The 23,739-nt window shown below is 41.9% G+C and carries 24 protein-coding genes, 2 tRNA genes and 1 other RNA gene; 4 read left to right on the top strand and 23 right to left on the bottom strand.

The genetic code is table 11. From position 1 onward, the window contains the following. The 6 genes from D8863_RS05280 to D8863_RS05305 form a co-directional block, all read right to left on the bottom strand. Nucleotides 1-861, bottom strand: an 861-nt coding sequence (locus D8863_RS05280; RefSeq protein ID WP_142999474.1) for a hypothetical protein, incomplete at its 3' end; no start/stop codon positions are given. 206 nt (nt 862-1,067) lie between these two features. Further along, complete coding sequence (locus D8863_RS05285) at nt 1,068-2,234, bottom strand: ATP-grasp domain-containing protein (RefSeq protein WP_125441304.1); 1,167 nt, start codon at nt 2,232-2,234, stop codon at nt 1,068-1,070. 12 nt (nt 2,235-2,246) lie between these two features. Further along, a complete protein-coding gene (locus tag D8863_RS05290) occupies nt 2,247-2,987 on the bottom strand; it encodes an esterase family protein (RefSeq protein ID WP_000546816.1) in 741 nt (246 codons plus the stop codon). 20 nt (nt 2,988-3,007) lie between these two features. Beyond that, nucleotides 3,008-3,832 carry an alpha/beta hydrolase gene (locus D8863_RS05295; RefSeq protein WP_001016816.1) on the bottom strand — a complete coding sequence of 275 codons (825 nt, stop codon included), beginning with the start codon at nt 3,830-3,832 and terminating at the stop codon, nt 3,008-3,010. 136 nt (nt 3,833-3,968) lie between these two features. Continuing rightward, the gene (gene thiI / locus D8863_RS05300; RefSeq protein WP_125441305.1) at nt 3,969-5,183 is read right to left on the bottom strand and encodes a tRNA uracil 4-sulfurtransferase ThiI; all 1,215 of its coding nucleotides are present in this window, start codon (nt 5,181-5,183) and stop codon (nt 3,969-3,971) included. Between the two features lie 8 nt (nt 5,184-5,191). Next, nucleotides 5,192-6,334, bottom strand: coding sequence for a cysteine desulfurase family protein (locus D8863_RS05305; protein ID WP_125441306.1), 1,143 nt, complete (start codon nt 6,332-6,334; stop codon nt 5,192-5,194). A gap of 137 nt (nt 6,335-6,471) precedes the next feature. Here D8863_RS05305 and D8863_RS05310 point away from each other — a divergent pair, with 137 nt between their 5' ends. After that, nucleotides 6,472-6,897 carry a DUF6556 family protein gene (locus tag D8863_RS05310; RefSeq protein WP_125441307.1) on the top strand — a complete coding sequence of 142 codons (426 nt, stop codon included), beginning with the start codon at nt 6,472-6,474 and terminating at the stop codon, nt 6,895-6,897. Nucleotides 6,898-6,940: 43 nt separating this feature from the next. On the opposite strand, the gene D8863_RS05315 is transcribed toward D8863_RS05310, so the two are convergent. The 4 genes from D8863_RS05315 to D8863_RS05330 all read right to left on the bottom strand — a co-directional run bounded on the left by D8863_RS05315 (nt 6,941) and on the right by D8863_RS05330 (nt 12,931). Continuing rightward, nucleotides 6,941-9,247, bottom strand: coding sequence for a DNA translocase FtsK (locus D8863_RS05315; protein ID WP_125441308.1), 2,307 nt, complete (start codon nt 9,245-9,247; stop codon nt 6,941-6,943). Between the two features lie 86 nt (nt 9,248-9,333). Next, nucleotides 9,334-11,286, bottom strand: coding sequence for a PTS fructose transporter subunit IIABC (locus tag D8863_RS05320; RefSeq protein ID WP_125441309.1), 1,953 nt, complete (start codon nt 11,284-11,286; stop codon nt 9,334-9,336). Beyond that, the gene (pfkB, locus tag D8863_RS05325) at nt 11,283-12,194 is read right to left on the bottom strand and encodes a 1-phosphofructokinase (protein ID WP_125441310.1); all 912 of its coding nucleotides are present in this window, start codon (nt 12,192-12,194) and stop codon (nt 11,283-11,285) included. The genes D8863_RS05320 and pfkB overlap by 4 nt, the downstream gene beginning before the upstream one ends. Continuing rightward, nucleotides 12,191-12,931, bottom strand: a complete 741-nt coding sequence (locus tag D8863_RS05330) for a DeoR/GlpR family DNA-binding transcription regulator (RefSeq protein WP_000920660.1) — start codon at nt 12,929-12,931, stop codon at nt 12,191-12,193. The genes pfkB and D8863_RS05330 overlap by 4 nt, the downstream gene beginning before the upstream one ends. Nucleotides 12,932-13,092: 161 nt before the next feature. Between D8863_RS05330 and D8863_RS05335 the strand changes: the two genes are divergently transcribed. Further along, nucleotides 13,093-13,180: transfer RNA gene (locus D8863_RS05335), tRNA-Ser, on the top strand. A gap of 169 nt (nt 13,181-13,349) precedes the next feature. On the opposite strand, the gene D8863_RS05340 is transcribed toward D8863_RS05335, so the two are convergent. The 6 genes from D8863_RS05340 to D8863_RS05365 all read right to left on the bottom strand — a co-directional run bounded on the left by D8863_RS05340 (nt 13,350) and on the right by D8863_RS05365 (nt 17,761). Continuing rightward, on the bottom strand, nt 13,350-14,309 hold the full coding sequence (locus tag D8863_RS05340) for a hypothetical protein (RefSeq protein ID WP_125441311.1): 960 nt from the start codon (nt 14,307-14,309) through the stop codon (nt 13,350-13,352). A 79-nt stretch (nt 14,310-14,388) separates the two neighbouring features. Further along, a tRNA-Ser gene (locus tag D8863_RS05345) sits at nt 14,389-14,476 on the bottom strand. A 71-nt stretch (nt 14,477-14,547) separates the two neighbouring features. Further along, nucleotides 14,548-14,895: a transfer-messenger RNA gene (gene ssrA / locus D8863_RS05350) on the bottom strand. A 58-nt stretch (nt 14,896-14,953) separates the two neighbouring features. Beyond that, nucleotides 14,954-15,589: an SGNH/GDSL hydrolase family protein gene (locus D8863_RS05355; protein WP_125441312.1), complete on the bottom strand. Its 636-nt coding sequence runs from the start codon at nt 15,587-15,589 to the stop codon at nt 14,954-14,956. 1 nt (nt 15,590) lies between these two features. After that, complete coding sequence (locus D8863_RS05360) at nt 15,591-16,418, bottom strand: Cof-type HAD-IIB family hydrolase (RefSeq protein WP_125441313.1); 828 nt, start codon at nt 16,416-16,418, stop codon at nt 15,591-15,593. Nucleotides 16,419-16,441: 23 nt separating this feature from the next. Then, nucleotides 16,442-17,761 (bottom strand): CapA family protein, encoded by a 1,320-nt coding sequence (locus tag D8863_RS05365; RefSeq protein ID WP_125441314.1) that lies wholly within the window; start codon nt 17,759-17,761, stop codon nt 16,442-16,444. A gap of 155 nt (nt 17,762-17,916) precedes the next feature. On the opposite strand from D8863_RS05365, the gene def reads away from it, so the two are divergent. Then, on the top strand, nt 17,917-18,528 hold the full coding sequence (def, locus tag D8863_RS05370) for a peptide deformylase (protein ID WP_125388789.1): 612 nt from the start codon (nt 17,917-17,919) through the stop codon (nt 18,526-18,528). Between the two features lie 44 nt (nt 18,529-18,572). Further along, complete coding sequence (gene rlmB, locus D8863_RS05375; RefSeq protein ID WP_125441315.1) at nt 18,573-19,301, top strand: 23S rRNA (guanosine(2251)-2'-O)-methyltransferase RlmB; 729 nt, start codon at nt 18,573-18,575, stop codon at nt 19,299-19,301. 35 nt (nt 19,302-19,336) lie between these two features. On the opposite strand, the gene trxB is transcribed toward rlmB, so the two are convergent. The 7 genes from trxB to D8863_RS05410 all read right to left on the bottom strand — a co-directional run bounded on the left by trxB (nt 19,337) and on the right by D8863_RS05410 (nt 23,691). Continuing rightward, entirely contained in the window at nt 19,337-20,248 is a 912-nt protein-coding gene (gene trxB / locus D8863_RS05380) for a thioredoxin-disulfide reductase (protein WP_125441316.1), read from the bottom strand. A gap of 65 nt (nt 20,249-20,313) precedes the next feature. After that, nucleotides 20,314-20,538 carry a DUF4059 family protein gene (locus tag D8863_RS05385; RefSeq protein WP_000924294.1) on the bottom strand — a complete coding sequence of 75 codons (225 nt, stop codon included), beginning with the start codon at nt 20,536-20,538 and terminating at the stop codon, nt 20,314-20,316. A 77-nt stretch (nt 20,539-20,615) separates the two neighbouring features. Continuing rightward, on the bottom strand, nt 20,616-21,359 hold the full coding sequence (locus D8863_RS05390; protein WP_000590995.1) for an amino acid ABC transporter ATP-binding protein: 744 nt from the start codon (nt 21,357-21,359) through the stop codon (nt 20,616-20,618). Further along, complete coding sequence (locus tag D8863_RS05395) at nt 21,359-22,159, bottom strand: amino acid ABC transporter permease (RefSeq protein WP_000219166.1); 801 nt, start codon at nt 22,157-22,159, stop codon at nt 21,359-21,361. The genes D8863_RS05390 and D8863_RS05395 overlap by 1 nt, the downstream gene beginning before the upstream one ends. A 156-nt stretch (nt 22,160-22,315) precedes the next feature. Then, complete coding sequence (locus tag D8863_RS05400) at nt 22,316-22,672, bottom strand: arsenate reductase family protein (protein WP_042902495.1); 357 nt, start codon at nt 22,670-22,672, stop codon at nt 22,316-22,318. Nucleotides 22,673-22,684: 12 nt separating this feature from the next. Beyond that, nucleotides 22,685-23,200 carry a methylated-DNA--[protein]-cysteine S-methyltransferase gene (locus tag D8863_RS05405; protein WP_125441317.1) on the bottom strand — a complete coding sequence of 172 codons (516 nt, stop codon included), beginning with the start codon at nt 23,198-23,200 and terminating at the stop codon, nt 22,685-22,687. Next, the gene (locus D8863_RS05410; RefSeq protein WP_125441318.1) at nt 23,197-23,691 is read right to left on the bottom strand and encodes a GNAT family N-acetyltransferase; all 495 of its coding nucleotides are present in this window, start codon (nt 23,689-23,691) and stop codon (nt 23,197-23,199) included. The genes D8863_RS05405 and D8863_RS05410 overlap by 4 nt, the downstream gene beginning before the upstream one ends. Nucleotides 23,692-23,739 lie beyond the last annotated feature (48 nt).

Consider the following 23,739-nt stretch of genomic DNA (forward strand, 5'->3'; position numbering starts at 1 on the left):
TCTATTGCCATCAATATTTAATAAGAATTTTCTCACAATAATATCTTGGTTCGTAAACTTATTTATTGTAATCATATTCCAATTTCCATATAAATATTTTTGACTAGATGGTAATCCAAGCATGATTTGAATTTTTTGTCTTAGTTTCTTAAAATAAATTAAAAATAAAAAAAGAGGATATGTTATTTCTAATACAATAAATCTATAAATTCCAGTTAGCAACATCGTATAAATTGAAGTATTATTATCAGGACGGAGATAAATTAAAGAGGAGGCATAAATTATTGGGACAAGAAATAATACTGATATTTTTATAACCGAAAGTTGTTTTTGTCGTTGCTTTGTCACTTTTATATTAAATACATCCTCTAGAGTGTCAGTTGTCAATAATAAAGTGGCTACTGCTGTGATTGCCGAAACTAGAGCGGATTCAGATGGATTAATAAAAAATAATACAATTGACAAAGAAATGACAAAAAATATTAAAAATGTTCCAGTCAGTATCGCCCTTGAATTTGATTTTTCTTTTATAAAACTCTCTATAGATATCGTGAATATAGAAAAAAGTAATATCCATTGTTGAGTATCCTTAAACATGGAAAATAAAGTAAGAAACTCAATCAGACCAAATAAAATTGTTATAAAATAATTAAAGCTCTTTTCCAGTTTATTTTTTCTTTTTGAAACAAAGTAAGTCACTGGCATTTTTGTTAGAAGAAATACCACAAATAAAACTGATAAAACCTGATCTGTCATGCAAAAAATGGAAATGAAGTGAGATCCAAGAAATAACGTTATTATAAATATAATAGTGTCAATAATAGACGAGAGAAAAATAGGCTTTATTTCTTCTTTTTTCATTTTAAATTTATACTCCTTAAAATAAATTAATAGTTGATTTACAAAATATATTTAAAATAATAGAAAAATTTTCTATAAAACATATTTGATAATAACGTTTATACAACATTATATCATATTAATTAAAATGGTTCAAATTCACTAACAATTAGTCTTCTATTCTATTAAAAAGGACAAAAGAAGTCAAACTCCTTTCATCCTAATCGTTATTCTTGACGCTTGCCAAAGTCTACAATCATCTGCTCCATCTCTTGGCGACTCGGAGTGGTCAGCATATAAAGGTAGTCCCCTTGTAGCTCTGCAAAGGCTGCTGGCATGATTTTTTTGACCTTGAATTGCTGACTGTATTTAGCAAGAAGGTCCTCTTCTGAATAGACATAGTTTGCATTTGCACGACGTGATGTAGCTAGACAGTATTGAGGTTCAAATTCTGATTCTGGGAACTCTTCTCCTGCAACAATCGCCGCATAGCCTCGGTAGAGGTCCAAGGAATGGGCAAAGTTATAAACATCAATGGTAAAGCCGCCTGCAGGACGGTTATTGTACTCAATGGCAATGTAGTCATCCCCGTCACGGAAGAACTCGATATGGAAAAAGCGTTCTTTCATACCAAATTCCTTGACAATGGCCTCGCCATACTTGCGCAGTTTGGGATCCATATCCTTGAGCACATAGTAGGAATTGTCCATCTTATAAATCATCAGATCAAGTGGTGTATGGGCATAATCGAAAGTCGTTGAAAAGACGACGTTGCCATCCTTGTCCACAAGTCCGTCAAAAGTACAGATTTCGCTAGAAGTGACAAATTTTTCAAAGAAATACACGGTTGAATGGTCCCATTCTTGCTTGAAGTGATGGATATCGTCTTCTGTCTCAAGCTTAAAGGTTGCGGCCGCTCCCACTCCATTATCAGGTTTGGCAATCATTGGTAGACCAATCGTCTCAACTGCTTGGTCCACATCTGCTTCCGTCTGGATAACAGTACCAGGTACCACAGGGACGCCTGCTTTTTTGAAAAGTTTCTTCATCTCAGACTTAAACTTGGTCTTTCTGAGATCCTCTGGTTTGGCACCAAAGACATTGAATTGTTCTCTGAGTGTTGCGTCCAGCTCAAGCCAGTATTCATTGTGGGACTCGATGCGGTCGATTGGTCCATGCTTGTAGAACAGAAAGGCAACTGCACGTTTGACTTCGTCTATGTTCTCAAGATTGTCCACACGGAAATACTCGGTCAGGCTATTGCGCAAAGGTTCATCTAGTTGTTCGTAAGGCTCCTGACCAATTCCCAAAACGGTGATGCCTTTATTAGCTAGCTCGATGGTAAATTGTTGGAAGTTTTGCGGATAGTAGGGAGAAATAACAAGGTAATTCATAGGCAACTCCTTTTATAGATACAGGTGTCCAAGAAAATAGGGCATTTGTTTACGCCACCATTCCCAGTCGTGGGCGACATCGTGTCCCCATTCAGCAAACCAGGCTGGAATTTGTTTCTGGTCAAAGGCTTCTTTAAGCTTGTAGAAGGATGGCAGACCGTCTTGTTCCCAGGCACCAAGTCCCGTACAAACGACGATTTCTGCCTGACGGTAACGATCAATAAACCAGCCGTCGTTTTGATTCCAGATATAATCTACAGGTGAGTTTTGGTAAATAGCATCATCATTGTAGTAATCGCCAACAAAGAAACGCGCGTCGTAAACACCACTGAGGGCAATTACCTTGGTAAAGACATCTGGATGCTGGAGAAAGAAATTGAGTGCATGGTAGGCCCCCATCGAGCAACCAGTCGTCATCATGCCATCAAACCAACCTGTCTTGTGCTTGATAAAAGGAATGGCCTCCTCAATCACATAGCGTTCGTAGGCACGATGCATCTCCGCCTGGTCATGACCATTTTTCCAAGTGGCCAACCAGCTCTCACTGTCAACACTGGAGAGAGTAAAGAACTGGACGCGCCCTTCCTCGATAAAGGAAGCACAGGCATCAATCATGCCAAAATCATAGTATTCGTTGTGACTGCCACCAGATGAAGCAAAAACAACAACTGGAATCCCAGCATGTCCATAACGGTTGAGGTACATTTCACGATTAAGATTGCCACTCCAGTGGCTAAGGTTTTCAATATGCATTAGCTTTCTCCTTTCTTAACTTACCATTTCTCCGCAAAAAATCGGAGACAGTCTGGTAAATTTTCCGACCAAGGTATTTCACTATGGATAGCACCAGACTGAACTTTCAAGACAAGATTATCCAAGCCTACTCCACCTGCAATCAAATCACGGTAATAACGAAGCGACGAGTCGATATAGGCTTGCTTGATATTACCAGCCATCAAGGTCTTGTCCGTATCGTCTGCTTCTTCTGTTCCTACATAGATGAAAATGCGCTGTTCAGGCGACAATTTCTTACGCTCGATATAGCGGTTAAAGGCTTCTTGGTGAAGCCAGTTGGCAGATGAGAAGACACCTAGACAACCAATTCTATCTTGGTACTCTAGTCCGATAAACTGGGTAATATTGCCTCCTAGTGAAGAGCCAATCATAGCCGTATGCTGCCGATCAGCTTTAGTACGGTAGGTCTCATCGATAAAAGGCTTGACCACCTCCATGACAAACTCGGCATACTCCACACCCTTACCTCCAAACTGCTGGCCTGGGATAGGAGATTCTTGAAACTTCCAAGCCGCATACTCATTCATCCGCCCCATGCCGTCATTATCTATGGCAACGACAATCATGCGACTGATGTCAGGATTTCGTTTAATAGCTGGAATAATCTTCCAAGAGTGTCCAATATAAGACTCCTTGCTGTAAAAGACATTTTGCCCATCATGAAAGTAAACAACTGGGTAAAAACGGTCTGTGTCTTTTTCGTAGTCCTTTGGCAGGAGCACACGCACACGACGCTCCTTTCCAGTATAAGGAACCTTGAGTTTGTGTTCTTTCATTTTTAAGTAAAAGTAGGAATGATTCATTGTCAGAAAACTCTCTATATTCAAAATTTTATCTCATTATACCATAAAAATAGAAAAAAAGTCAGTAATTGTCCATTTTAAGGATAAATAACTAACTTTTCTCATTTAATATTCTAAATTCTTCTGGATTTTCTGATTAGAGGAGATTGTCAATTAACTCATCGACAGCATCTTTTTCAACCTGGGGAGTGATTTCAGTAATCATGATACCTGCCACTGCTCGCTCAACCAAGCCTTCAACATCCATGCGTTTTTCATACTGCTCTGCATTCTCAATCTTAGGATTTGTCTTGGGACGATCAGGCGCAAAAATAGTACAGCAGTCTTCAAAAGGCTGGATTGAAATTTCAAAGGTATCGATTTCCTGCGCGATGTCAATGATTTCCAACTTGTCCATCGTAACCACGGGACGAATGATGGGAGTGCTAGTCACAGCGTTGATAGTCTGCATACTTTCCAAGGTCTGGCTCGCTACTTGACCAAGACTTTCCCCATTGATGATAACTAAACCATTTCTCACCTCTCGAATACGGTCGGTAATCCGCATCATAAAACGACGCGTCAAGGTCATGAGGTAGGCTTCTGGCGCTTTAGCCTTGATTTCCTCTTGAATCTCAGTGAAAGGCACCTCGATAAACTGGATATTGCCACCAAACTTGGTCAATTTCCGAGTCAAATCGTGGGCTTTCTTGAGGGCGCCAGGACTAGTATATGGCGGGCTGGCAAAGTGGACGGCTTCAATATCTACCCCACGTTTAAGAGCTAGATAACCTGCTACAGGTGAGTCAATCCCTCCTGATAACATGAGCATACCTTTACCAGAACTTCCCACAGGTAATCCTCCTGCTCCACGAAAAGTTTCATAGGAAAGATAGGCAGCCTCTTCACGAATCTCAACCTGAAGATTAATATCTGGATTTTTCATCTGAGCTTGTACGTTTGGAATAGCCTCGAAAACAGCACCACCAAGAGTTTGATTGAGTTCACGACTATCTAATTCAAAGTTGTGGTCGCTACGCTTACTAGTGATTTTAAAGGTCATCCCTTCCTTGTAGATTTCCTTCATAATCTTTTGGACAGAAGATTTCAGAACGTCCACTGATTTTTCAACCTTATATACAGGAGAAAAGTTTTGGATCCCAAAAACTTGTTTGAGCGATTCTGCTACTGCTGTGTAATCAGCTCCATTCAGGTAAGCGTGGGCACGGTCGCGATCTGCGGTTACCTTAACCTGGGGATAGATAGACAAAACGTCTGAAATATTATTACGAAGTTTATTGATGAAACGCATACGATTTTTGTGTTTGGTTGATAATTCTCCGTAACGAATCATAATTTCTGAATACTGCATAAATGCTCCTATCTTACTTTTCTAGTTTGATTGTAAATTAATTTTAGCTTGGTCAAAAACTGCTCGACCTGACTCATATCATTTTCCAAGTCTAGGCTTAGACGCACAGCTGACTGGGCCTTATCCTTTTCCACTCCCATTGCAATCAAGGTCCCCGCAGGTTTTCCTGCCTTGGACGAACAAGCAGAGGTTGTGGAAATGAAAATGTCATAGTCTTCAAAAGCGTGAACAATGACTTCACCACGAACACCTTTAATCCCAAAAGTCAGGATATGAGGGGCAAAGTCTTCCTCATCTGAAAAGACAAAAATATCTGGATAATCCAGAAGGGCTTGGCGAATGACTGCCTTCATCTGCCCCGTCTTGCTAGTAAAGACAGCTAACTTTTCCATAGACAAACGGAGGGCCTTGGCTGTTGCTGCGATCCCTGCCACATTTTCAGTTGTCGAACGATAGTCTCCCTCTTGACCGCCACCTGTTAAAAGAGGCATGATCCTCTTACCAGACTTGATATAGACAAATCCAACACCTCTGACACCATGAAACTTATGACTTGAGAAGGTCGCAAAATCCACTCGATCTGTCAGATAGTTTTCAGTCGGAATCTTAGCGAGTGCCTGAACTGCATCAACATGGAAGGAAATAGTTGGCTTGTCTGCCAAAAGTTCTGAGATAGCCTCAATAGGTTGGATAGAGCCAATTTCGTTGTTAACTGCCATGATGGAGACGAGAGTCGTATCAGGACGTATCAAATCTGCTAATGCTTCAACATCCACAAATCCTTTCTCATCAACTGGAGCAAAATCTATCTCAAAACCTTGACTTTTCAGCCAAAGGGCTGATTCCTTGACTGCTGGATGCTCAATAGCTGATACGATGATATGCTTGCCAAACTGGGATTTTTCAAAGGCCACCCCCTTGATGACCCAGTTATCTCCTTCTGTACCACCAGAGGTAAAGAAGATTTCCTCACTCTTCTTGCCAATCAAATCTGCAATTTGCTGCCGGGAAGCATCTAAAATTCGTGTCGCCTGATCTCCCAAACGATGGAGACTAGACGGATTTCCTACAATTTTTGAAGCGACCTGCATGTAGGTTTCAAGTGCTTCAGGATAAGGCTTAGTTGTCGCCGAATTATCAAAGTAGATCATGTTTTCTCACGCTTTCTAAAATCACTCCTTCTATTGTATCACGAAAAGAGACCTGCGACAAGAAAGGGAGGTTTCTCTTTTTTTAAGATTTTTTTAAAGAAATGAGGTATAATAAATCATAATTAAAGGAGAGTATCATGTCTAACTATCGTAGAACTTCAAAACCAAAAACAGAACACATCAAAAAGGGATTTACTGTCTTTCAAAAAACGATTGCTACCATCGGTAGTATCCTTGGTCTAATCACCGCTACTATTACCATCATGAACGCTATGGATAATAACAAAAACAACAAAAAAGAACCTACGACAACCCAAACAACTGTTGTCAAGGAAATTCAAAAAGAATCCCCTCAAGAAAATACTACACCTAACAGGGACAACACTCCTACTAAAGAAAATACCACGCAAGAAGAAACTTCTCAATCCAATAAAAAAGAGGAGAAAAAAGAAGAACAGAAAACAACAACTCAGGACTCTTCTACACCAGCTACAAATAAAGAAACAAGCGATAACGGAACACAGTCAAATACGACGAGTTCTGAAACTAAAACGAACCAGTAAGCACAAAAATAACTTCTTTCCAAATTTGGAAAGAAGCTATTTTTTATTGTTGCAATACTTTTCGTGGTTTGGTTCCCTCAGCTGGACCGATGACACCTGCCATTTCGAGCTCTTCCATCAGGCGGGTCGCACGATTAAATCCAACTGACAAACGTCGCTGAATCATCGAAGCGCTAGCTTTCTGGGTTTCGATAACCAAAGCCTTAGCTTCTTCAAAAAGCGGATCGCCACCAGCTTCACCATCAGAAAAATCTCCTTCATTTTCAGGAACATCTCCTGGGTCAAAGCTGTCATCGTAGTCCGCATCTGCCTGAGCCTTGATGAAGTTTACGATACGTTCAACATCATCATCCGAGATAAAGGACCCTTGCAGACGGACTGGGTGATTTTCATCAATTGGTTTAAAGAGCATATCTCCTCGACCGAGCAGTTTTTCAGCCCCATTTTCATCCAAGATAGTTCGCGAATCTGTTCCCGATGAAACTGCAAAAGCCACACGAGAGGGGACATTGGCTTTGATGAGACCAGAGATAACATCAACCGATGGACGTTGTGTTGCGAGAATCATGTGAATCCCTGCAGCACGTGCCTTCTGTCCGAGACGAATGATAGCATCTTCCACTTCCTTGCTAGCCACCATCATGAGGTCTGCCAACTCGTCCACAATGACAACAATCAAAGGTAGTGGTACTTGTTTGTACTCAGATTGGCTATTAAATTCCTCGACCTTGGCATTGTAACCAGCGATATTTCGTACTCCAACCTTAGCAAAGAGTTCATAACGGTTTTCCATCTCATCCACGACTTTTTGCAGGGCCTTGCTGGCCTTGCGTGGATTGGTCACAACTGGAATCAAGAGGTGAGGAATGTCATTGTAAACCGATAACTCAACCATCTTTGGATCCACCATCATAAACTTGACCTGGTCTGGTCTTGCTTTCATGAGAATGCTAGCAATAATACCGTTAACTGCGACTGACTTCCCTGATCCCGTTGAACCTGCAACCAGTAGGTGGGGCATCTTGGAAAGGTCAAAGGTTCGAGCCGTTCCATTGACAGCCTTACCTAGAGGAATTTCGAGGAGATTTTCTGGTTTAGTCTGAGACTGTTCCCAGAGTTCACGGAAGGAAACGGTCGCAATCTCAGAGTTGGGTACTTCAATTCCGACTAAGGATTTACCAGGGATCGGAGCCTCAATTCGAACATCCTTGGCTGCTAGAGCTAGCGCTAAGTCGTCTGCCAGATTGGAAATGCGGTTAACCCGTACACCGACTGCTGGTTTGACTTCATACTTGGTAACTGATGGTCCAATTTCAGCCCGTTCTACCGTCACCTTGATACCAAAGCTAGCAAAGGTTTCTTCTAGGATTTTGATATTTTCTCGAACAATCTTCTTTTCCTTGGATTGGTCTTTGGGTTTATCTGGCGCAAAGAGTTGCAAGCTTGGTAGCTTGTATTCGAGGGCTTCCTTGGCAGAAAAATCAACCTGCACCTCTTCATCCTCAAAGTCTTCTTCCACATCTGGAACATCAAAATCAGTTTGAGGGAGGATAATCTCCGGTTCGATCCATTCTTCCTCAGGAATTGGTGGGAAATCGTAGTCTGGTACCTCTGATAAGATTTCTCCCGTTTCAGGATCTACAGGAGGAAGCGGTAATGCATCCTGTTCTTCTTGTTCTCTCTGAATTCTGGCTGCTTCTTCAGCTTCTTGACGAGCCTTCTCTTCTTCTCTCTTGATGAAGCGTTCCTGTTTTCTCTGTTCCTGTTTTTCCATGAAAGATCTGAACTGAGCTCCAATAAAGGCTGCAACATCATAAATAGACCAGGGACTAACCAAGAGTGCCCCAACTAGAATCAAGAGAACTCCAATAAAGTACGATCCGATATTTGAGAAAAGAAAGGATATGGGGATATAGAGTCCAACACCAAGCAAGCCTCCACCAGCGAAGCTAGTCACTCGCATACCAGTCAGGTCCGTCATAACTTGAGACAGGGTCCCTTTTAGAACTGATTGCTCCAAGCCATATTTCCATACTAAGTAGGCCTCAAAAATCAAGAGTAAGCCAGCAAAGATACAGAGAAATCCTGACAGAAGCCCTTCCTGCTTGCGGATCCATTTAAAAAGAAAAAGATAGATAAGGAGACCGCCTATGGCCACATAGGCCAAACTTCCGACCACCAGTCGAATGAGATTGTAAAGTGTGATACCTGCCGCGCCGAGTTTGAGGGCTGCAATAATCAACAATAAGGCAATTCCTAAGGAAATCAACATCCTCTGGATAGCCTGTTTTCTTTCGAGTTCTGATTTAGACGGTCTCCGTCTTGTTTTTGTAGTATTCTTGTTTGCCATTCTTTTATTATACCATATTTCACATCCATTTCGAATAGAGAAAAAGATTGCACCAAATGGTAACAATCTTTCTATTCTAATCCATTTTATGCTTGTGGCTTGCGTAGGTAACCATAAACCACACCACTTACAATTGCTCCAACCAAGACAAATGCAAGGTAGAGAAGCGCATTTGAAGTAAGAGCGATGACGAAGATTCCTCCGTGTGGCGCCATGAGTTTGATTCCTGCAAGACCAACGAGTCCACCGGCTACTGCTGAACCAAGGATGAAGCTAGGAATCGCACGAGCTGGGTCTGCTGCACCAAATGGAATTGCTCCCTCAGTGATAAATGACAAGCCCATGACGATGTTTGTTAAACCAGAGCTGCGTTCTTCTTTGGTAAATTTATCTTTGAAAAGAAGGGTTGCGACAAAGATAGCAAGTGGTGGAACCATTCCTCCAGCCATAACTGCTGCCATAGCTACAGAACCACCTGAAGAAACAGTCGCTGCAAGCGTACCTGTACCAAAGACATAAGCAGCTTTGTTGACTGGTCCACCCATGTCAACAGCCATCATGCCTCCAAGAACGATACCAAGAAGGACAGCTGAACCTCCTCCAAGACCGCCTAGGAAGGCATTCATTTCGGTGTTGATTCTTGCCATTGGGATGTTAACAGCTAGCATGACAAATCCTGTCAAGATTGTTCCGAAAAGCGGTAGGATGAGGATAGATTTAGCACCTTCAAGTGAACGAGGAACTTTTACGTATTTCTTGATAGCGAGAACCAAGGCACCTGCGATAAATCCACCAACAAGGGCACCTAGGAAACCAGATGAGACACCTGCAAGAGTTGAAGTTGCTTCACCACCTGCGGCATAAGGGATTTTCCCAAAGGCAAAACCTTCTTTGGCAATAGCTCCAGCCACAAAACCAGCTACTAAACCTGGTTTTTCAGCAATAGAGTAGGCTACGTATCCTGCAAAAACTGGAAGCATCAAGCCAAAGGCTGCACCACCGATTTTCATGAACATAGAAGCTAGCTCATGGTAAGATCCAAGATTGCCAAGACTATCTTGTGGCACACCAAAAGCTCCGTCGATCAAGAAAGCAAGGGCAATCATGATACCACCACCGATAACGAATGGCAACATTTGAGATACACCACTCATCAAGTGTTTGTAGAAAGCACCACCAAGGCTTTGTTTTTCATTAGATGCTGTTGCAGCTTTTGCTCCATTAGCAGCACGATAAACTTCAGCAGCTCCTGAAAGAGCCAAGTTAATCAATTCTTCAGTCTTACGGATACCGTCTGCAACCGGGCGATTGATCAATGGTTTGCCATTGAAACGATCCATTTCTACTGCCTTATCCGCTGCGATGATAACAGCTTTAGCCTTGCGGATGTCTTCTGCAGTTAGTTGGTTACCAACACCGCTAGCACCGTTGGTTTCAACCTTGATCCCAACACCCATTTCGGCAGCCACTTTTTGAAGGGCTTCTTGGGCCATGTAAGTGTGGGCAATACCTGTCGTACAAGCTGTAACAGCTACGATAAAGTCGCCAGAGTCATTAGCAGGTACTTGAACAGGTTCCTCAGCTTTTTCTGAAGCTTGGTTAAATAGTTCGATAACTTGATCTGCAGATGTTACTTGACGAAGTTTGTCAGCGAAACCGTCTTTCATCAAGTATTGTGACAATTCTGCCAAGGCTGCCAAGTGAGTATCATTGGCACCTTCTGGAGCTGCAATCATGAAGAAGAGGTCTGTTGGTTGCCCATCCAAGCTCTCATAGTCAACACCCTTGTTTGACTTTGCAAAGAGAACTGTTGCTTCTTTGACAGCAGAATTTTTGCTGTGGGGCATAGCAATTCCGTCACCCAAACCAGTGGAAGTTAGAGCTTCACGCGCTAAGATTCCTTCTTTAAAGGTTTCAAAATCCGTCACATAACCGTGATCTACCAAACTTTTAATCATCTCTTCAATGACAGCTGGTTTTTCAGTTGCCTGCAAATCCAGCAACATGACATCTTTTCTCAATAGGTCTTGAATTTTCATCGTTTTTCTACCTCAACTTTTTCATATGTTTCTTTAATAAATTCCGCTGTTGCCAAGTCATCCGAGAAGGTCGTTGCTGTTCCACAAGCTACTCCCCATTTGAAGGCTTCTACTGCGTCTTTAGATTTTACAAATTCACCGGTAAATCCAGCGACCATAGAGTCACCAGCCCCGACTGAATTTTTGACTGTTCCCTTTATAGGTTTGGCGAAGTAAGCTCCCTCAGATGTGACAAGAAGTGCACCGTCCCCAGCCATGGAGATAATGACGTTTTGAGCTCCCTTGGCCAGTAACTGACGAGCATAGTTCTCGATTTCATCTAAACTTTCGAGTTTCACTCCAAAGATAGCTCCAAGCTCGTGATTGTTTGGTTTAACCAAAAGTGGTTGGTAGTCCAAGCTATCAATCAAGGTCTGTCCTTCAAAGTCACAAACCACTTGCGCACCAGTCTGGCGTGTCAAGGCAATCAAATCTTTGTAAATAACATTACCTAGATTCTTAGCACTCGAACCCGCAAACACAACCGTATCTTCTGCTGTCAGACTAGACAAAATAGCTTTCAACTCTTCTAGCTGAGCCGGTTCCACATTTGGACCAGTCCCGTTGATTTCTGTTTCTTGGTCTGCTTTAATCTTGACATTGATGCGAGTATCTTCTGCTACTTGGACAAAACGAGTTTCGATTTCTTCTTTTGAAAGGGTATCTGTGATAAATTTACCAGTAAATCCTCCGATAAATCCAGTCGCAGTATTAGGAATATCCAAGCGTTTCAAAACTCGACTGACATTGATTCCTTTCCCACCAGCAAACTTATCATCACTGTCCATACGATTGACACTGCCGACTTGAACTTGGTCCAAGCGCACGATATAGTCAATGGATGGATTGAGTGTGACTGTATAAATCATACTTCTATTACCTCCGTTTTCTTCTTAATAGCCTGCAAGAGCTCATGCCCTTGACTTGTGATGACAATAGCGCGTTTAAGTGGCGCTACCTTGGCAAAGCAAGTTTGACCAATCTTTGACGAATCCACCAAGACATAGGTTTGTTTGGCATTCTCTAAAATAGCACGCTTCACAGCTCCCTCCTCCATATCTGGAGTCGTATAATAACCATCGTCGACACCATTCATCCCAATAAAGGCACGGTCAAAGTGCAATTGATTGATTTGGTTAAGAGCAACACCGCCGATACATGCATCTGTTGCCATCTTGACACTTCCTCCAACCATGACAGTTGGAATCTGTTTTTCAACCAACTGAACCGCATGATGAATGGAGTTGGTCACAACTGTGATATTCTTATTAACCAATTCCTTGATTAAAAAAGCAGTTGTCGTTCCAGCATCAATAAAGATAACATCTTGTTCCTTGATAAGAGAGGCTGCTTTTTGAGCCAGTAGCTTCTTCTCTTGAAGGTTTTTGACAGATTTTTCTTGGATGGTTTCTTCTTCCTGCAAGGAGTGGGGCAATTCTGCTCCACCATGCACACGGCGAAGTTTGTTTTCCGCCTCCAACTCATCCAAATCTCTTCGTACTGTTGATTCTGATGTTTCTAATAGACTAACCAATTTTTCTAGGGAAACTACATGATGTTGATTTAACTCCTCTAAAATCAGTTGCTTCCGCTCAGTTTTTAACACCAAATCACCTCCTGTTATCGTTTACACTATTCATTCTAGCACATTCTCTACCAAAGTCAAGCAATTTTTGTCATTTTCTATCAAATTCTATCATTTTTCTTAATTCCAGAATTTTTATTGCAAGATAAGAGGCTTTATGGTAGACTATTTTAGTAAGTGTTGGAAGATTACTCAAGAGGCTTAAGAGGCCGTGTTGGAAACGCGGTAGGCGTGTAACAGCGTGCGTGGGTTCGAATCCCATGTCTTCCGTAGAATAAAGAAAAACTGCACCTTAATGCAGTTTTTTTATGGTTCTAAGAGCAATATATAGAAATGAAAAGCTGAGTTACTCTAACTATCACACCACATTTTTGTATCCTAATTCATAAAAAAACAAGTAGTTTATTAAGACTACTTGTTTTTCTTCTAAATCTTAGGATTAGATATTACTTTTATCTTTTTTATCTGAAGATTTGTCTGTTGATTTATCAGTGGATTTGTCTGTAGATTTATCAGAAGACTTGTCTGTAGATTTGTTCTTAGACTTTGTAGAGTTCTTACGATCAACCTTATCATATCCCTCTGTAGTATCCATTAACTCAGTTGACAAAGTACGATAGTCTTCTTGAGAAATCAGCCAGTTTCCATCCTTATCCTTGGTTAATTTGATTTCTGTATCAAAATCTCCAGTAGTAAGAGGTGTAAGAGCAGCTTCAGCATCTACATCACTGTAGGTAGCAAAATCTTTTCTGAAGAGGTGTTCGTAAATCCAATATGTCACCAATGTTTGGTAACGCTTGATGTCGACGTTTGAACCAGCTTGGTTGTACTTACCTAGGTTATCGATACCACCAATAAGAATTGTTAGAACTTCTCGAATTGATGAAGTCAACCCTTTAGAATGCAGCTTCTTAGAGTTAAAAGTAACAGTCGCAGTATTGCCTGATTCGTCAACCTTCACATCTTTAACAGTGTAAGAACCGATATCTTGGAATAACTTGCGTTTCATCTTCAAGAAACCTGAAATGGTTTCTTCTGGAGTTTCTACAGGGAAATCTTTGTGCCATTGTACTGAGTAGGTAGATGCAGGTGAAAGCCCTTCTTCTTTGATTTTTTCACTTGTTTGCACTGCAAAAATGGCCTCAGTCCATTTTTCATAGGTTTCGCCATAAATCTTCTTAAATCGACTAGAGTCGCTAGTGAGAACTGAGTCTAAGAGAATTTCAGCATCTTTTGTAACTTTTTCTTTAACTTCTGCTGCTTCATCTTTCTTCTCAACTTGTTCCGTATTCTCCTTGTTATCAGAAGAAGCTTCAGATGACTGATTAGAAAATACCGAACATGCACCCAAGACAACTGTTGAAAGTGCTAAGATACTTAGTAACTTGATCTTTTTCATGTTTCACCTCATTATGAAAATTTACTCTTGGAGACTACCTCCAAGGATAGTTATTTAGAAAAACACTGGGTTTATCTAACGGAGAATGGGGGATTCGAACCCCCGCGCCAGTTACCCGACCTAACGATTTAGCAAACCGTCCTCTTCAGCCTCTTGAGTAATTCTCCACTAACATACTAGAATAAATAGGATACAACGAAGGATACAATTTGGAAAAAATCTACTGTATACCTGTTCATAATGGAGCCGGTGGGAGTCGAACCCACGTCCAAACACCTGCCAACATATTTGTCTACAACCATAGGTTATGTATTGTTTTAACAGTCCCTCGACACATAACTCAAGCCTAGGAACTGCGAGTCTATTAATCTCTTATCAAACCACTAGACAAGGCTTGATCGTATCTCGCTAATCATAAGACCTGTCATTGAACACGAGCAATCCAAATCAGGTCACGCCTGCTGGTTTTTAGGCAGCTAGAGCGTAAGAAGTGTTATTTTTTGCAGTTATATTTAACTGAGCGTTTACGTCGCCACACGGGTTGCAAAATATGCCTCATAATGCCTGTCGAATCCGTAACGACCCCAGGATGTTAGAACTATTATAACCTATCTTCAAAAAAAATGCAAAATCAAGCCAATTCTTTAGAACAGATACGTTTTCAAGGCATCTGATAATGCTTGATAACCGGCTACACTTAGATGGAGGCCATCCGTTGTATAGGTTGATTGAAGTTGCCCTTCTGAATCTGTCAAACTATCATAAATCGGCACAAAATCTACCTGCATATAGGCGGATGCTAGAGCCTCATAGGCTTGATTCCATTCTCTGATCTTTTCATTGGTACGAATATATACTGTCTGCTTGTATTCTTCTCCTTCATTGACTGGCAGAATAGAAACAAGCTTTATTTGTGACAGCGGATAATCTCGGTTGAGCGATTGAATCACACCTTCAAGATTATCCAAGGCTTCATTCATGGGAATATCTTTTCCAATATCATTTGTTCCTATTAGGAGAACAATTTGATCGACAGCATCACCATAAATATGGGCATCCAAATTCTCTAATAACAATCTCGTCTGATAGCCTCGTATGCCACGATTAACAATCGTCTTGGCAACCCCAAACAACTCTTGAAGAGGGTAATACTCCACTATCGAATCACCAATAAAGATGATATCTGGCTCTAGAACAGATACTTGATTCAATTCACGATACTTGGTTTGAATTTTTTTCTGCTCCTTTAAAAGCCAATTCTCTAATAACTGTACTGCCACCCTATCCCTCTTTCTCTAACCAATTCTCTAGAACTTGATACACACCCGCCTGGCTGTTGGCTGGTGCCAGGGCAGTCGCAACTGCCTTGACCTCATCAGCCGCATTTTCCATCGCATAGGCAATTCCAGCCAGCTCTAACATTTCTATATCGTTTTCGCTATCACCAAAAGCCATGATTTGTTCTGATGTCAAATCCCAGCGCTTGAGTAATTCTTCCAATCCCCAAGCCTTGTGAACCCCAGCCTGCAGGATATCGATACAGCCATAACCGCTAGAAACAGCTCTTACACGACCATCAAATAAATCATTAATTTCCTGCAAAACTGAACTAGAACGTTCTTCACCAACAACCATGCTCATCTTTAACACTCCACCGAAGAGGTCAGCTTGCAAGTCTTCCACAAAATTCATTCGTTGATAGAATTTTTCAATCATCTCTGGTGTCATAAATTTTTCTAGGTCTGTAAACACAGTCCCTTTCTTGACAAAACCACCCTTCATACCTGTTACAACAAACTGATCTCGGCACTCTCTCCCTTTAAAATGAAGGAGAGCCTTGTCAACCGTAGCATCATCCCAAATCTGCGCTTGAATCAGTTTATTGTTTTCAAAAATACGCGCCCCATTGGCAACTACCAGAACTACTCTACTCGCCAAGTGCTCCAGTAATTGCCTCATACGGTGAACTTCATTCCCTGTCGCAATGACAAAACGGATATCCCTTTGATCCAGCTGATCTAAAAGCTTTTCCAAGCGGGGCAGATCCAGCTGCCCCCTCGGGTCTAGCAAGGTTCCATCCATGTCTGTTGCAATCAATTTAATCGTCATCTCGTCTCCTTTAGGGCAAGTGCCTACCACTTCAACCCTACATGTTCATTCATTTCTTTATAGGCCGTGTCAATTCGTTCCTTGGTCGCCTCGTCCAACTTGTCACGGTGACTGCCTCCCTCGATGAAGTCCTCTAGGATATAGGTCTGATAGAGGAAGAGCGGATAGCCTTCTGGAGAGTAAGTCCCTTTGGGTGTTCGATTGACCCAAGTCGGATGCGCTTTGGCAGTTTCAATCCTAGTCTTGCCATCTTTTTTCTTAATGGTCACATCCATGAGAACACCGCGCTCCGTCCACTTGGCATTTTCCTCATCTTGCATGGTTTCAATGCGCTGGTTTGAGAGGAAATTTCCCATGGAATAGATAATCAGTTTTTTGTCACCATCTTTTTCAACTGTTTCAGCAGGTTCAACGACGTGAGGATGCCCTCCAAAGATAATATCGGCTCCCCAGTCAATCATCTTGTGGTACAGTTTTTTCTGTTCTTCCGTTGGTTCTAGCTGATACTCAATTCCCATCTGAGGCATGATGACAGTAATATCCGCCTCCTTCTCTGCACGCTCGATTTCTGCCTTCATCTTATCTTCATTCAGGTCAGAAAGATAGCGATTATAGTCCTCTTGAGAGATATATTGCTCAATGCCATTAAAACCGTAGGAATAGGCCAGGAGAGCTACCTTGATACCATTGACTTCCTTGATGACTATAGGTGCTTGGTCTCGGGATTCATGCGTGTAGACTCCGATGGGTGTCATTCCAGCCTTTTCAATAGCTTGAGCCGTTGAAACCACTCCCTCAATTTGAGAATCCAAAATATGATTATGAGCCAAGTCTAGAACTTGGTAGCCTGCATCCTTGATCGCATCCATGACTTCTCCTGGAGCATTAAAAAGAGGATAACCTGCCAAGTAGTGGTCCTTGTTCACCGTTCCTTCAAAGTCACCAATTACTAAATCAGCTTGCTTGAGCCAGGGTTTTACATACTCAAAATTTTCATGAAAATCATAGGTCCCATCTTCTTTAAGAGCTGTTCGGTAGATAGGGATATGATAAAGAAGGTCACCATTTGCCATGATACGTGCCGTTGTTTCACCAGACTGATCTTCCTTGGATTGACTGGAAGTACTTGCAGAATCAAGAGTTTGACTACTAGGACTCGTTCCCTTACTACCTTGTTCTGCTCGAACTAATAAGTTTCCCCCCATGGATAAGGCAACTGCAAGCAATAACACAATAATAAACTGGGCATTGGTCCAGGATTTATAATTCCGAAAGAAATCCACACTAGTTCTCCACACCCCATAAAGAGAGCCCTGAGACCGTCTATCTTGTCGCTTTTCCATCTTTATTCCCCCTTGCCTTTTGGTGCAAGTCTTTTCTTTTATTATACCACAGACAAAAGAGGAATACCGTTTATTATATTATTTTTTAGGAACTTCTGCGACTTTCTTTCTCGCCTATTTTGTGTTATCATGTAGAGGTAATGAAAGGAGAGAAAATGTCTGCAATAGAACGTATTACAAAAGCTGCTCACTTAATTGATATGAACGATATTATCCGCGAGGGGAATCCAACTCTTCGCGCAGTTGCTGAGGAAGTCACTTTCCCACTGTCTGACCAGGAAATCATCCTTGGCGAAAAGATGATGCAATTCCTCAAACATTCTCAAGATCCTGTTATGGCTGAGAAAATGGGGCTCCGCGGTGGAGTTGGATTGGCCGCTCCCCAGCTCGATATTTCAAAACGTGTTATCGCTGTTTTGGTCCCAAATATTGTGGAAGAAGGTGAAACTCCACAGGAAGCCTACGACTTGCAAGCTATTATGTACAATCCAAAAATTGTCTCTCACTCTGTTCAGGACGCTGCTCTTGGCGAAGGAGAAGGGTGCCTATCTGTTGACCGAAACGTACCTGGCTATGTAGTCCGCCATGCTCGCGTTACTGTTGACTACTTTGACAAAGATGGAGAAAAACACCGTATCAAGCTCAAAGGATACAACTCTATCGTTGTCCAACATGAAATTGATCACCTAAACGGAATCATGTTTTACGATCGTATCAATGAGAAAGATCCATTTGCTGTTAAAGATGGTTTACTGATTCTGGAATAAAGAAAATCCCGTTGCAAGACGGGGTTTTGTGTTATAATAGAGGCATGAAAACAAATGATATTGTCTATGGCGTCCACGCCGTTACAGAAGCCCTCCTTGCAAACACTGGAAATAAACTCTACCTCCAAGAAGATCTTCGAGGTAAGAATGTTGAGAAGGTCAAGGAACTGGCTACAGAAAAGAAGGTATCCATTTCTTGGACTTCAAAAAAATCCCTGTCTGAGATGACTGAAGGCGCTGTCCACCAAGGTTTTGTTCTACGAGTGTCCGAATTTGCCTATAGCGAGCTGGATCACATCCTTGCAAAAATACGTCAAGAAGAAAATCCTTTGCTATTGATTCTGGATGGTCTAACTGACCCTCATAATCTGGGTTCAATCTTGCGAACAGCTGATGCGACCAATGTTTCAGGTGTCATCATTCCCAAGCACCGTGCTGTCGGAGTGACTCCTGTCGTTGCCAAAACGGCCACAGGTGCTATTGAGCACGTACCGATTGCCCGAGTGACCAACCTCAGTCAAACCCTAGACAAACTCAAGGCTGAAGGCTTCTGGACCTTTGGAACGGATATGAACGGTACCCCTTGCCACAAGTGGAATACAAAAGGGAAAATCGCCCTCATCATCGGAAATGAAGGAAAAGGCATCTCTAGCAATATCAAAAAACAGGTCGATGAAATGATAACCATTCCCATGAATGGGCATGTTCAAAGTCTCAATGCCAGTGTTGCTGCAGCCATTCTCATGTACGAAGTTTTCCGAAACCGACTATAAAAAAGTTTCCAATCAAGTGATTGGAAACTTTTTTCTTAACTATGTTCTGTAATAAATTTGTAAGCTTCTTGACCAGCGATAGCCCCATCTCCAACTGCTGTTGTTACTTGGCGAAGGTCTTTTTGGCGAACATCCCCAACCGCAAAGATACCATCAACGCTAGTTTTCATGTGATTGTCTGTTACGATCCAGCCTGCCTGGTCTTGAACATTCAATTCTTTAACAAAATCGCTAACGGGATCCAAACCAACATAGATGAAGACACCTCCGAAGGCTTGTTCTGTCACTTGACCTGTTTTCACATTTTCAAATACGACAGATTCTACTCGGTTTTCACCTTTGATTTCCTTGACAACAGAATCCCAGATAAAGTTGACTTTCTCATTTGCAAAAGCACGGTCTTGCAGAACCTTTTGGGCACGAAGTTCATCTCGACGGTGAACAATAGTGACGGACTTGGCAAAGCGAGTCAAGAAGAGAGCTTCTTCTACCGCTGAATCTCCACCACCAACTACGAGCAAGTCTTGATCACGGAAGAAAGCTCCATCACAGACCGCACAGTAAGAAACACCACGACTGTTCAATTCTTCTTCTCCAGGAACCCCTAAGAGACGGTGTTTTGACCCAGTTGCCACAATGACAGTACGGGTTTCATAAACTTGATCATCAGTGATTACCTTCTTAAAGTCACCCTGGTCTTCAATATTTTCAACGTAACCATAAAGATGCTCCACTCCAAGGTTTTCAAGTGGTTCAAACATCTTTTCAGCCAATTCAGGTCCACTGATATTGGCATAACCTGGATAGTTTTCAATATCAGATGTGTTATTCATTTGCCCGCCTGGCAGACCACCTTCAATCAAAGCCACTTTCAGATTGCTACGAGCAGCATATAAGGCAGCGGTCATTCCCGCAGGTCCAGCACCGACAATAATCGTATCGTACATTTCAATTCCTTCTTTCTTGTTGTAACTATCTTTATTCTAACTCATTCTTGCTAGTCACGCAAGGATTATGCCTTGAAAACCAAGAGTAAACTCATGACGGCAAAGGATAACACCGGAACGACCAAAACACCAATCATAATCATATCATAGAGATGAGCTTGGCGAGCTTTGGCTGTCTTGTCCACACCAGACATGGCTCTCAATCCAATCCAAATCCCCAGAAAAATCACGACAAGGATGGTCGTTAAGATCAAACTCTCGAAATACAAAGAAAATAGATGCAGTAGCATGATCTCTCTCGTTTCTATCTTTTTTAAAGAGTAAACTCAGCTAGTCCAACTAACTGAGTTTTCCTTTTTCTATTATATCAAATATAAGTCCGTTTGTAACTAGCGAAGAATTCTTTTGTTCGTTCTTCTTTCGGATGATTGATGATTTCATCCGGTGTGCCAGACTCGATGATTTTCCCTTTATCTAGGAATAGAACCTTGTCTGCCACTTGGGCTACAAAAGACATATCGTGACTGACCAAAATCATGGTCTGACCTGACTTGGCAGCATCTGCAATAGATTTTTCTACCTCACCGACCAACTCTGGGTCGAGGGCTGAAGTGGGTTCGTCCAAGAGCAAGACATCTGGTTTCATAGCAAGCGCACGCGCGAGGGCAACCCGTTGCTTCTGTCCACCTGATAAGTGGCGAGGGTAATGGTTTTCACGGTCAGAAAGTCCAACCTTAGCCAACTCTTCCTTGGCGATTTTTGTTGCTTCCTCGTCCGATAATTTTTTAACGACAACCAAACCTTCCCTGACATTGTCAAGAGCTGTTCGGCGTTCAAACAAATTAAACTGTTGGAAAACCATAGACAACTTGCGACGAAGGGTTAGGATCTCTTCTTGGCTAATCTTAGAAAAATCAACTTTAAAATTGTCAATCTGAATCGTTCCACTATCTGGAGTTTCAAGATAGTTTAAACTTCGAAGAAAGGTTGATTTCCCAGCTCCAGATGAACCAATCAAAGCCACTACCTCGCCTTTTTGGATATCCAAGTTCAGATGATTCAAGACTGTCTGTCCTGAAAAGGATTTGCTTAAATTCGAAATCTTAATCATTAACGGAGGTCTCCTTTCACATCTGTAGACACTGTATCTGGCGCTGAGATAGCCATTTTTCTCTCGATGAAACGGCCGAGGCTTTCAATTCCGATATTGACCACCCAATAAACAAGGGCAACAGAGATAAAGCGCTCAAAATAGCGATAATCAGCTCCACCTAAAATCTGAGCTTGGGCAAAGACCTCCACAACACCTGCGCTAAAGGCTAGAGAAGTTCCTTTGGTCAAACCGATAAGGGAATTAATCAAAGTCGGTGTCGCTACCACCGCTGCATTTGGAATAATCACGCGACGGTATACTTGCGCACGAGTCATACCCAAACTACGCGCCGCCTCAATTTCACCTGGATTAACAGAAAGGATTGCCGCACGAATCGTTTCACTTGCATAAGCCGCCTCATTAAAAGCAAAGGCCACAATCGCAAAAAGCGCTGCTGGAATCGCATTGATATTGAGACCAGTTCCCCATTGTTGGTTGATAGCTTTCAGTGCCAAAGGAATTCCGTAGTAGGTCAACATAAGTTGAACTAGGATTGGGGTACCTTTTAAGAAACTGACGAAAAAGGCCTGCAAGGGATATAGAATCTTAACACGATTGATCTTTACAATGGCAAAAATCAGGGCAAGTAGCAAACCAAAGAGTGCACCTCCAAGCGTCAACATCAAGGTTGTAGGCAATTGTTGGACAATCCTTGGAATTCCATCAAAGACCGAACGCAAACTAAAGAGCTTACCATCCGGAATGAGTTGCATCAAACTTTGGTACCAATCTGATGCTAAAAATGTTGTAACAGTCATAAAAACATCCTCTCCTGATAATGATTCATTCTATCATACTTCTGCTCGCAAGCAAATTATTTGCTACGGGCTACTCAGACTTTGTCTATCTTCTAGTTTATCACACTTTAAAACAGGGAGGCTATATATTTTACCTATCAAGGAGATAAATAAAAACTATCTCAAACCTAAGTTCTCATAGGGTTTTCTATAGCCGATTTGTTTAACAGCACCATTCTCCACCAAAATTGGACGTTTCAATAACATGCCATCACTCGCTAGAAGCTTGGCTGCTTCTTGTTTTGACAAACTTCCCACCTTATCTTTTAGGCCTAGTTCGCGGTATTTGATTCCGCTGGTATTGAAAAATTGTTTCACTTCAAAACCGGAAGTTTCCAACCAGTTCAAAATCACGTCTTCACTTGGTGTTTCTTCTACGATGTGGACATCTTGGTATTCCAGTCCAAGTTGATCCAATTCATTTTTTGCTTTCTTACAAGTTGAACATTTTGGGTATTCGATAAATTCTAACATCTTCTTTTCTTTCTATTTTTTATTTTCTTGAAATGCTGCACCTTCATGTTGCAAGAGCCAGGCTTTCTTTTCGACTCCAGATGCATAGCCTGTCAAGCGATTCCCTGATCCTAACACACGGTGACAGGGAACGAGGATGGACCAAGGATTACGCCCCACTGCTCCGCCAATCGCTTGGGCAGAAGCCACTTGCAAGTCTTTCGCTATTTGTCCGTAAGTTACTGTTTGTCCATAAGGAATGGCCTGTAAGTAAGCCCAGACCCGCTTTTCAAAATCCGTTCCAATGGGAGCCAAAGGTAAGTCTGATAGGTCCTGAACACTGCCTTCGAAATAGGTATCTAAATAGGAAATAACTTGCTCTAATACAGAATGGCTAGCAACTTCTTCTATCGTTTCATCCACTAGTCCCCTCTCAAAATGAGTTTGGTCCTGTACCCAAATTCCATACAGATATTGCTCGTCAGCAACTAAGGATAAGGTTCCAATTGGCGACGGGTAGAGCATCTTTGCGTACTTTTTCTGCTTCATTTTTTTAATTTCTGATAGGCCAAACGTTCCCCATCAACTAGAACCTTACCAACCTGTTGGAAACCTAGCTTTTCAAAGATATGCTGCATGGCCTTGTTTTCTGCATGCGTATCTGAACGAAAATCTAGGTAATCAAAACCTTCAATCAAGCCTTCTAGGAAAGTCTGAGCAACACCTTGTCCTTGGACATCTGCTGCCACAGCGATACGGTGAAAGACCAGATATTCTGATTCTCCCCCCTGCCAACTTCCTTTATAAATAGCTTCATAGGCTTTCTCTGGACTCTTGGTCACAGCAGCATAGGCTAGTAGTTCTCCTTCTTCCAAGGCCACATAAGCTTGACCAGAGATGATATCATCAATAATGATGTCGGCATTTGGATAGCCATTTTGCCACTGGTCGCTACCAGACTTGGCTAAGCACTTTTTGGCATCCTCCATCACCTGCATAATCGCATCTACTTCGTTTGGAAAAGCTAAACGAATCTCCATCTTTTCCCCTCATTTCTAACTAGTTTCTCTCATCATAGCATAATTTAA

It is taken from the genome of Streptococcus oralis (assembly GCF_003943825.1).
Lineage (GTDB): Bacteria > Bacillota > Bacilli > Lactobacillales > Streptococcaceae > Streptococcus > Streptococcus oralis_CD.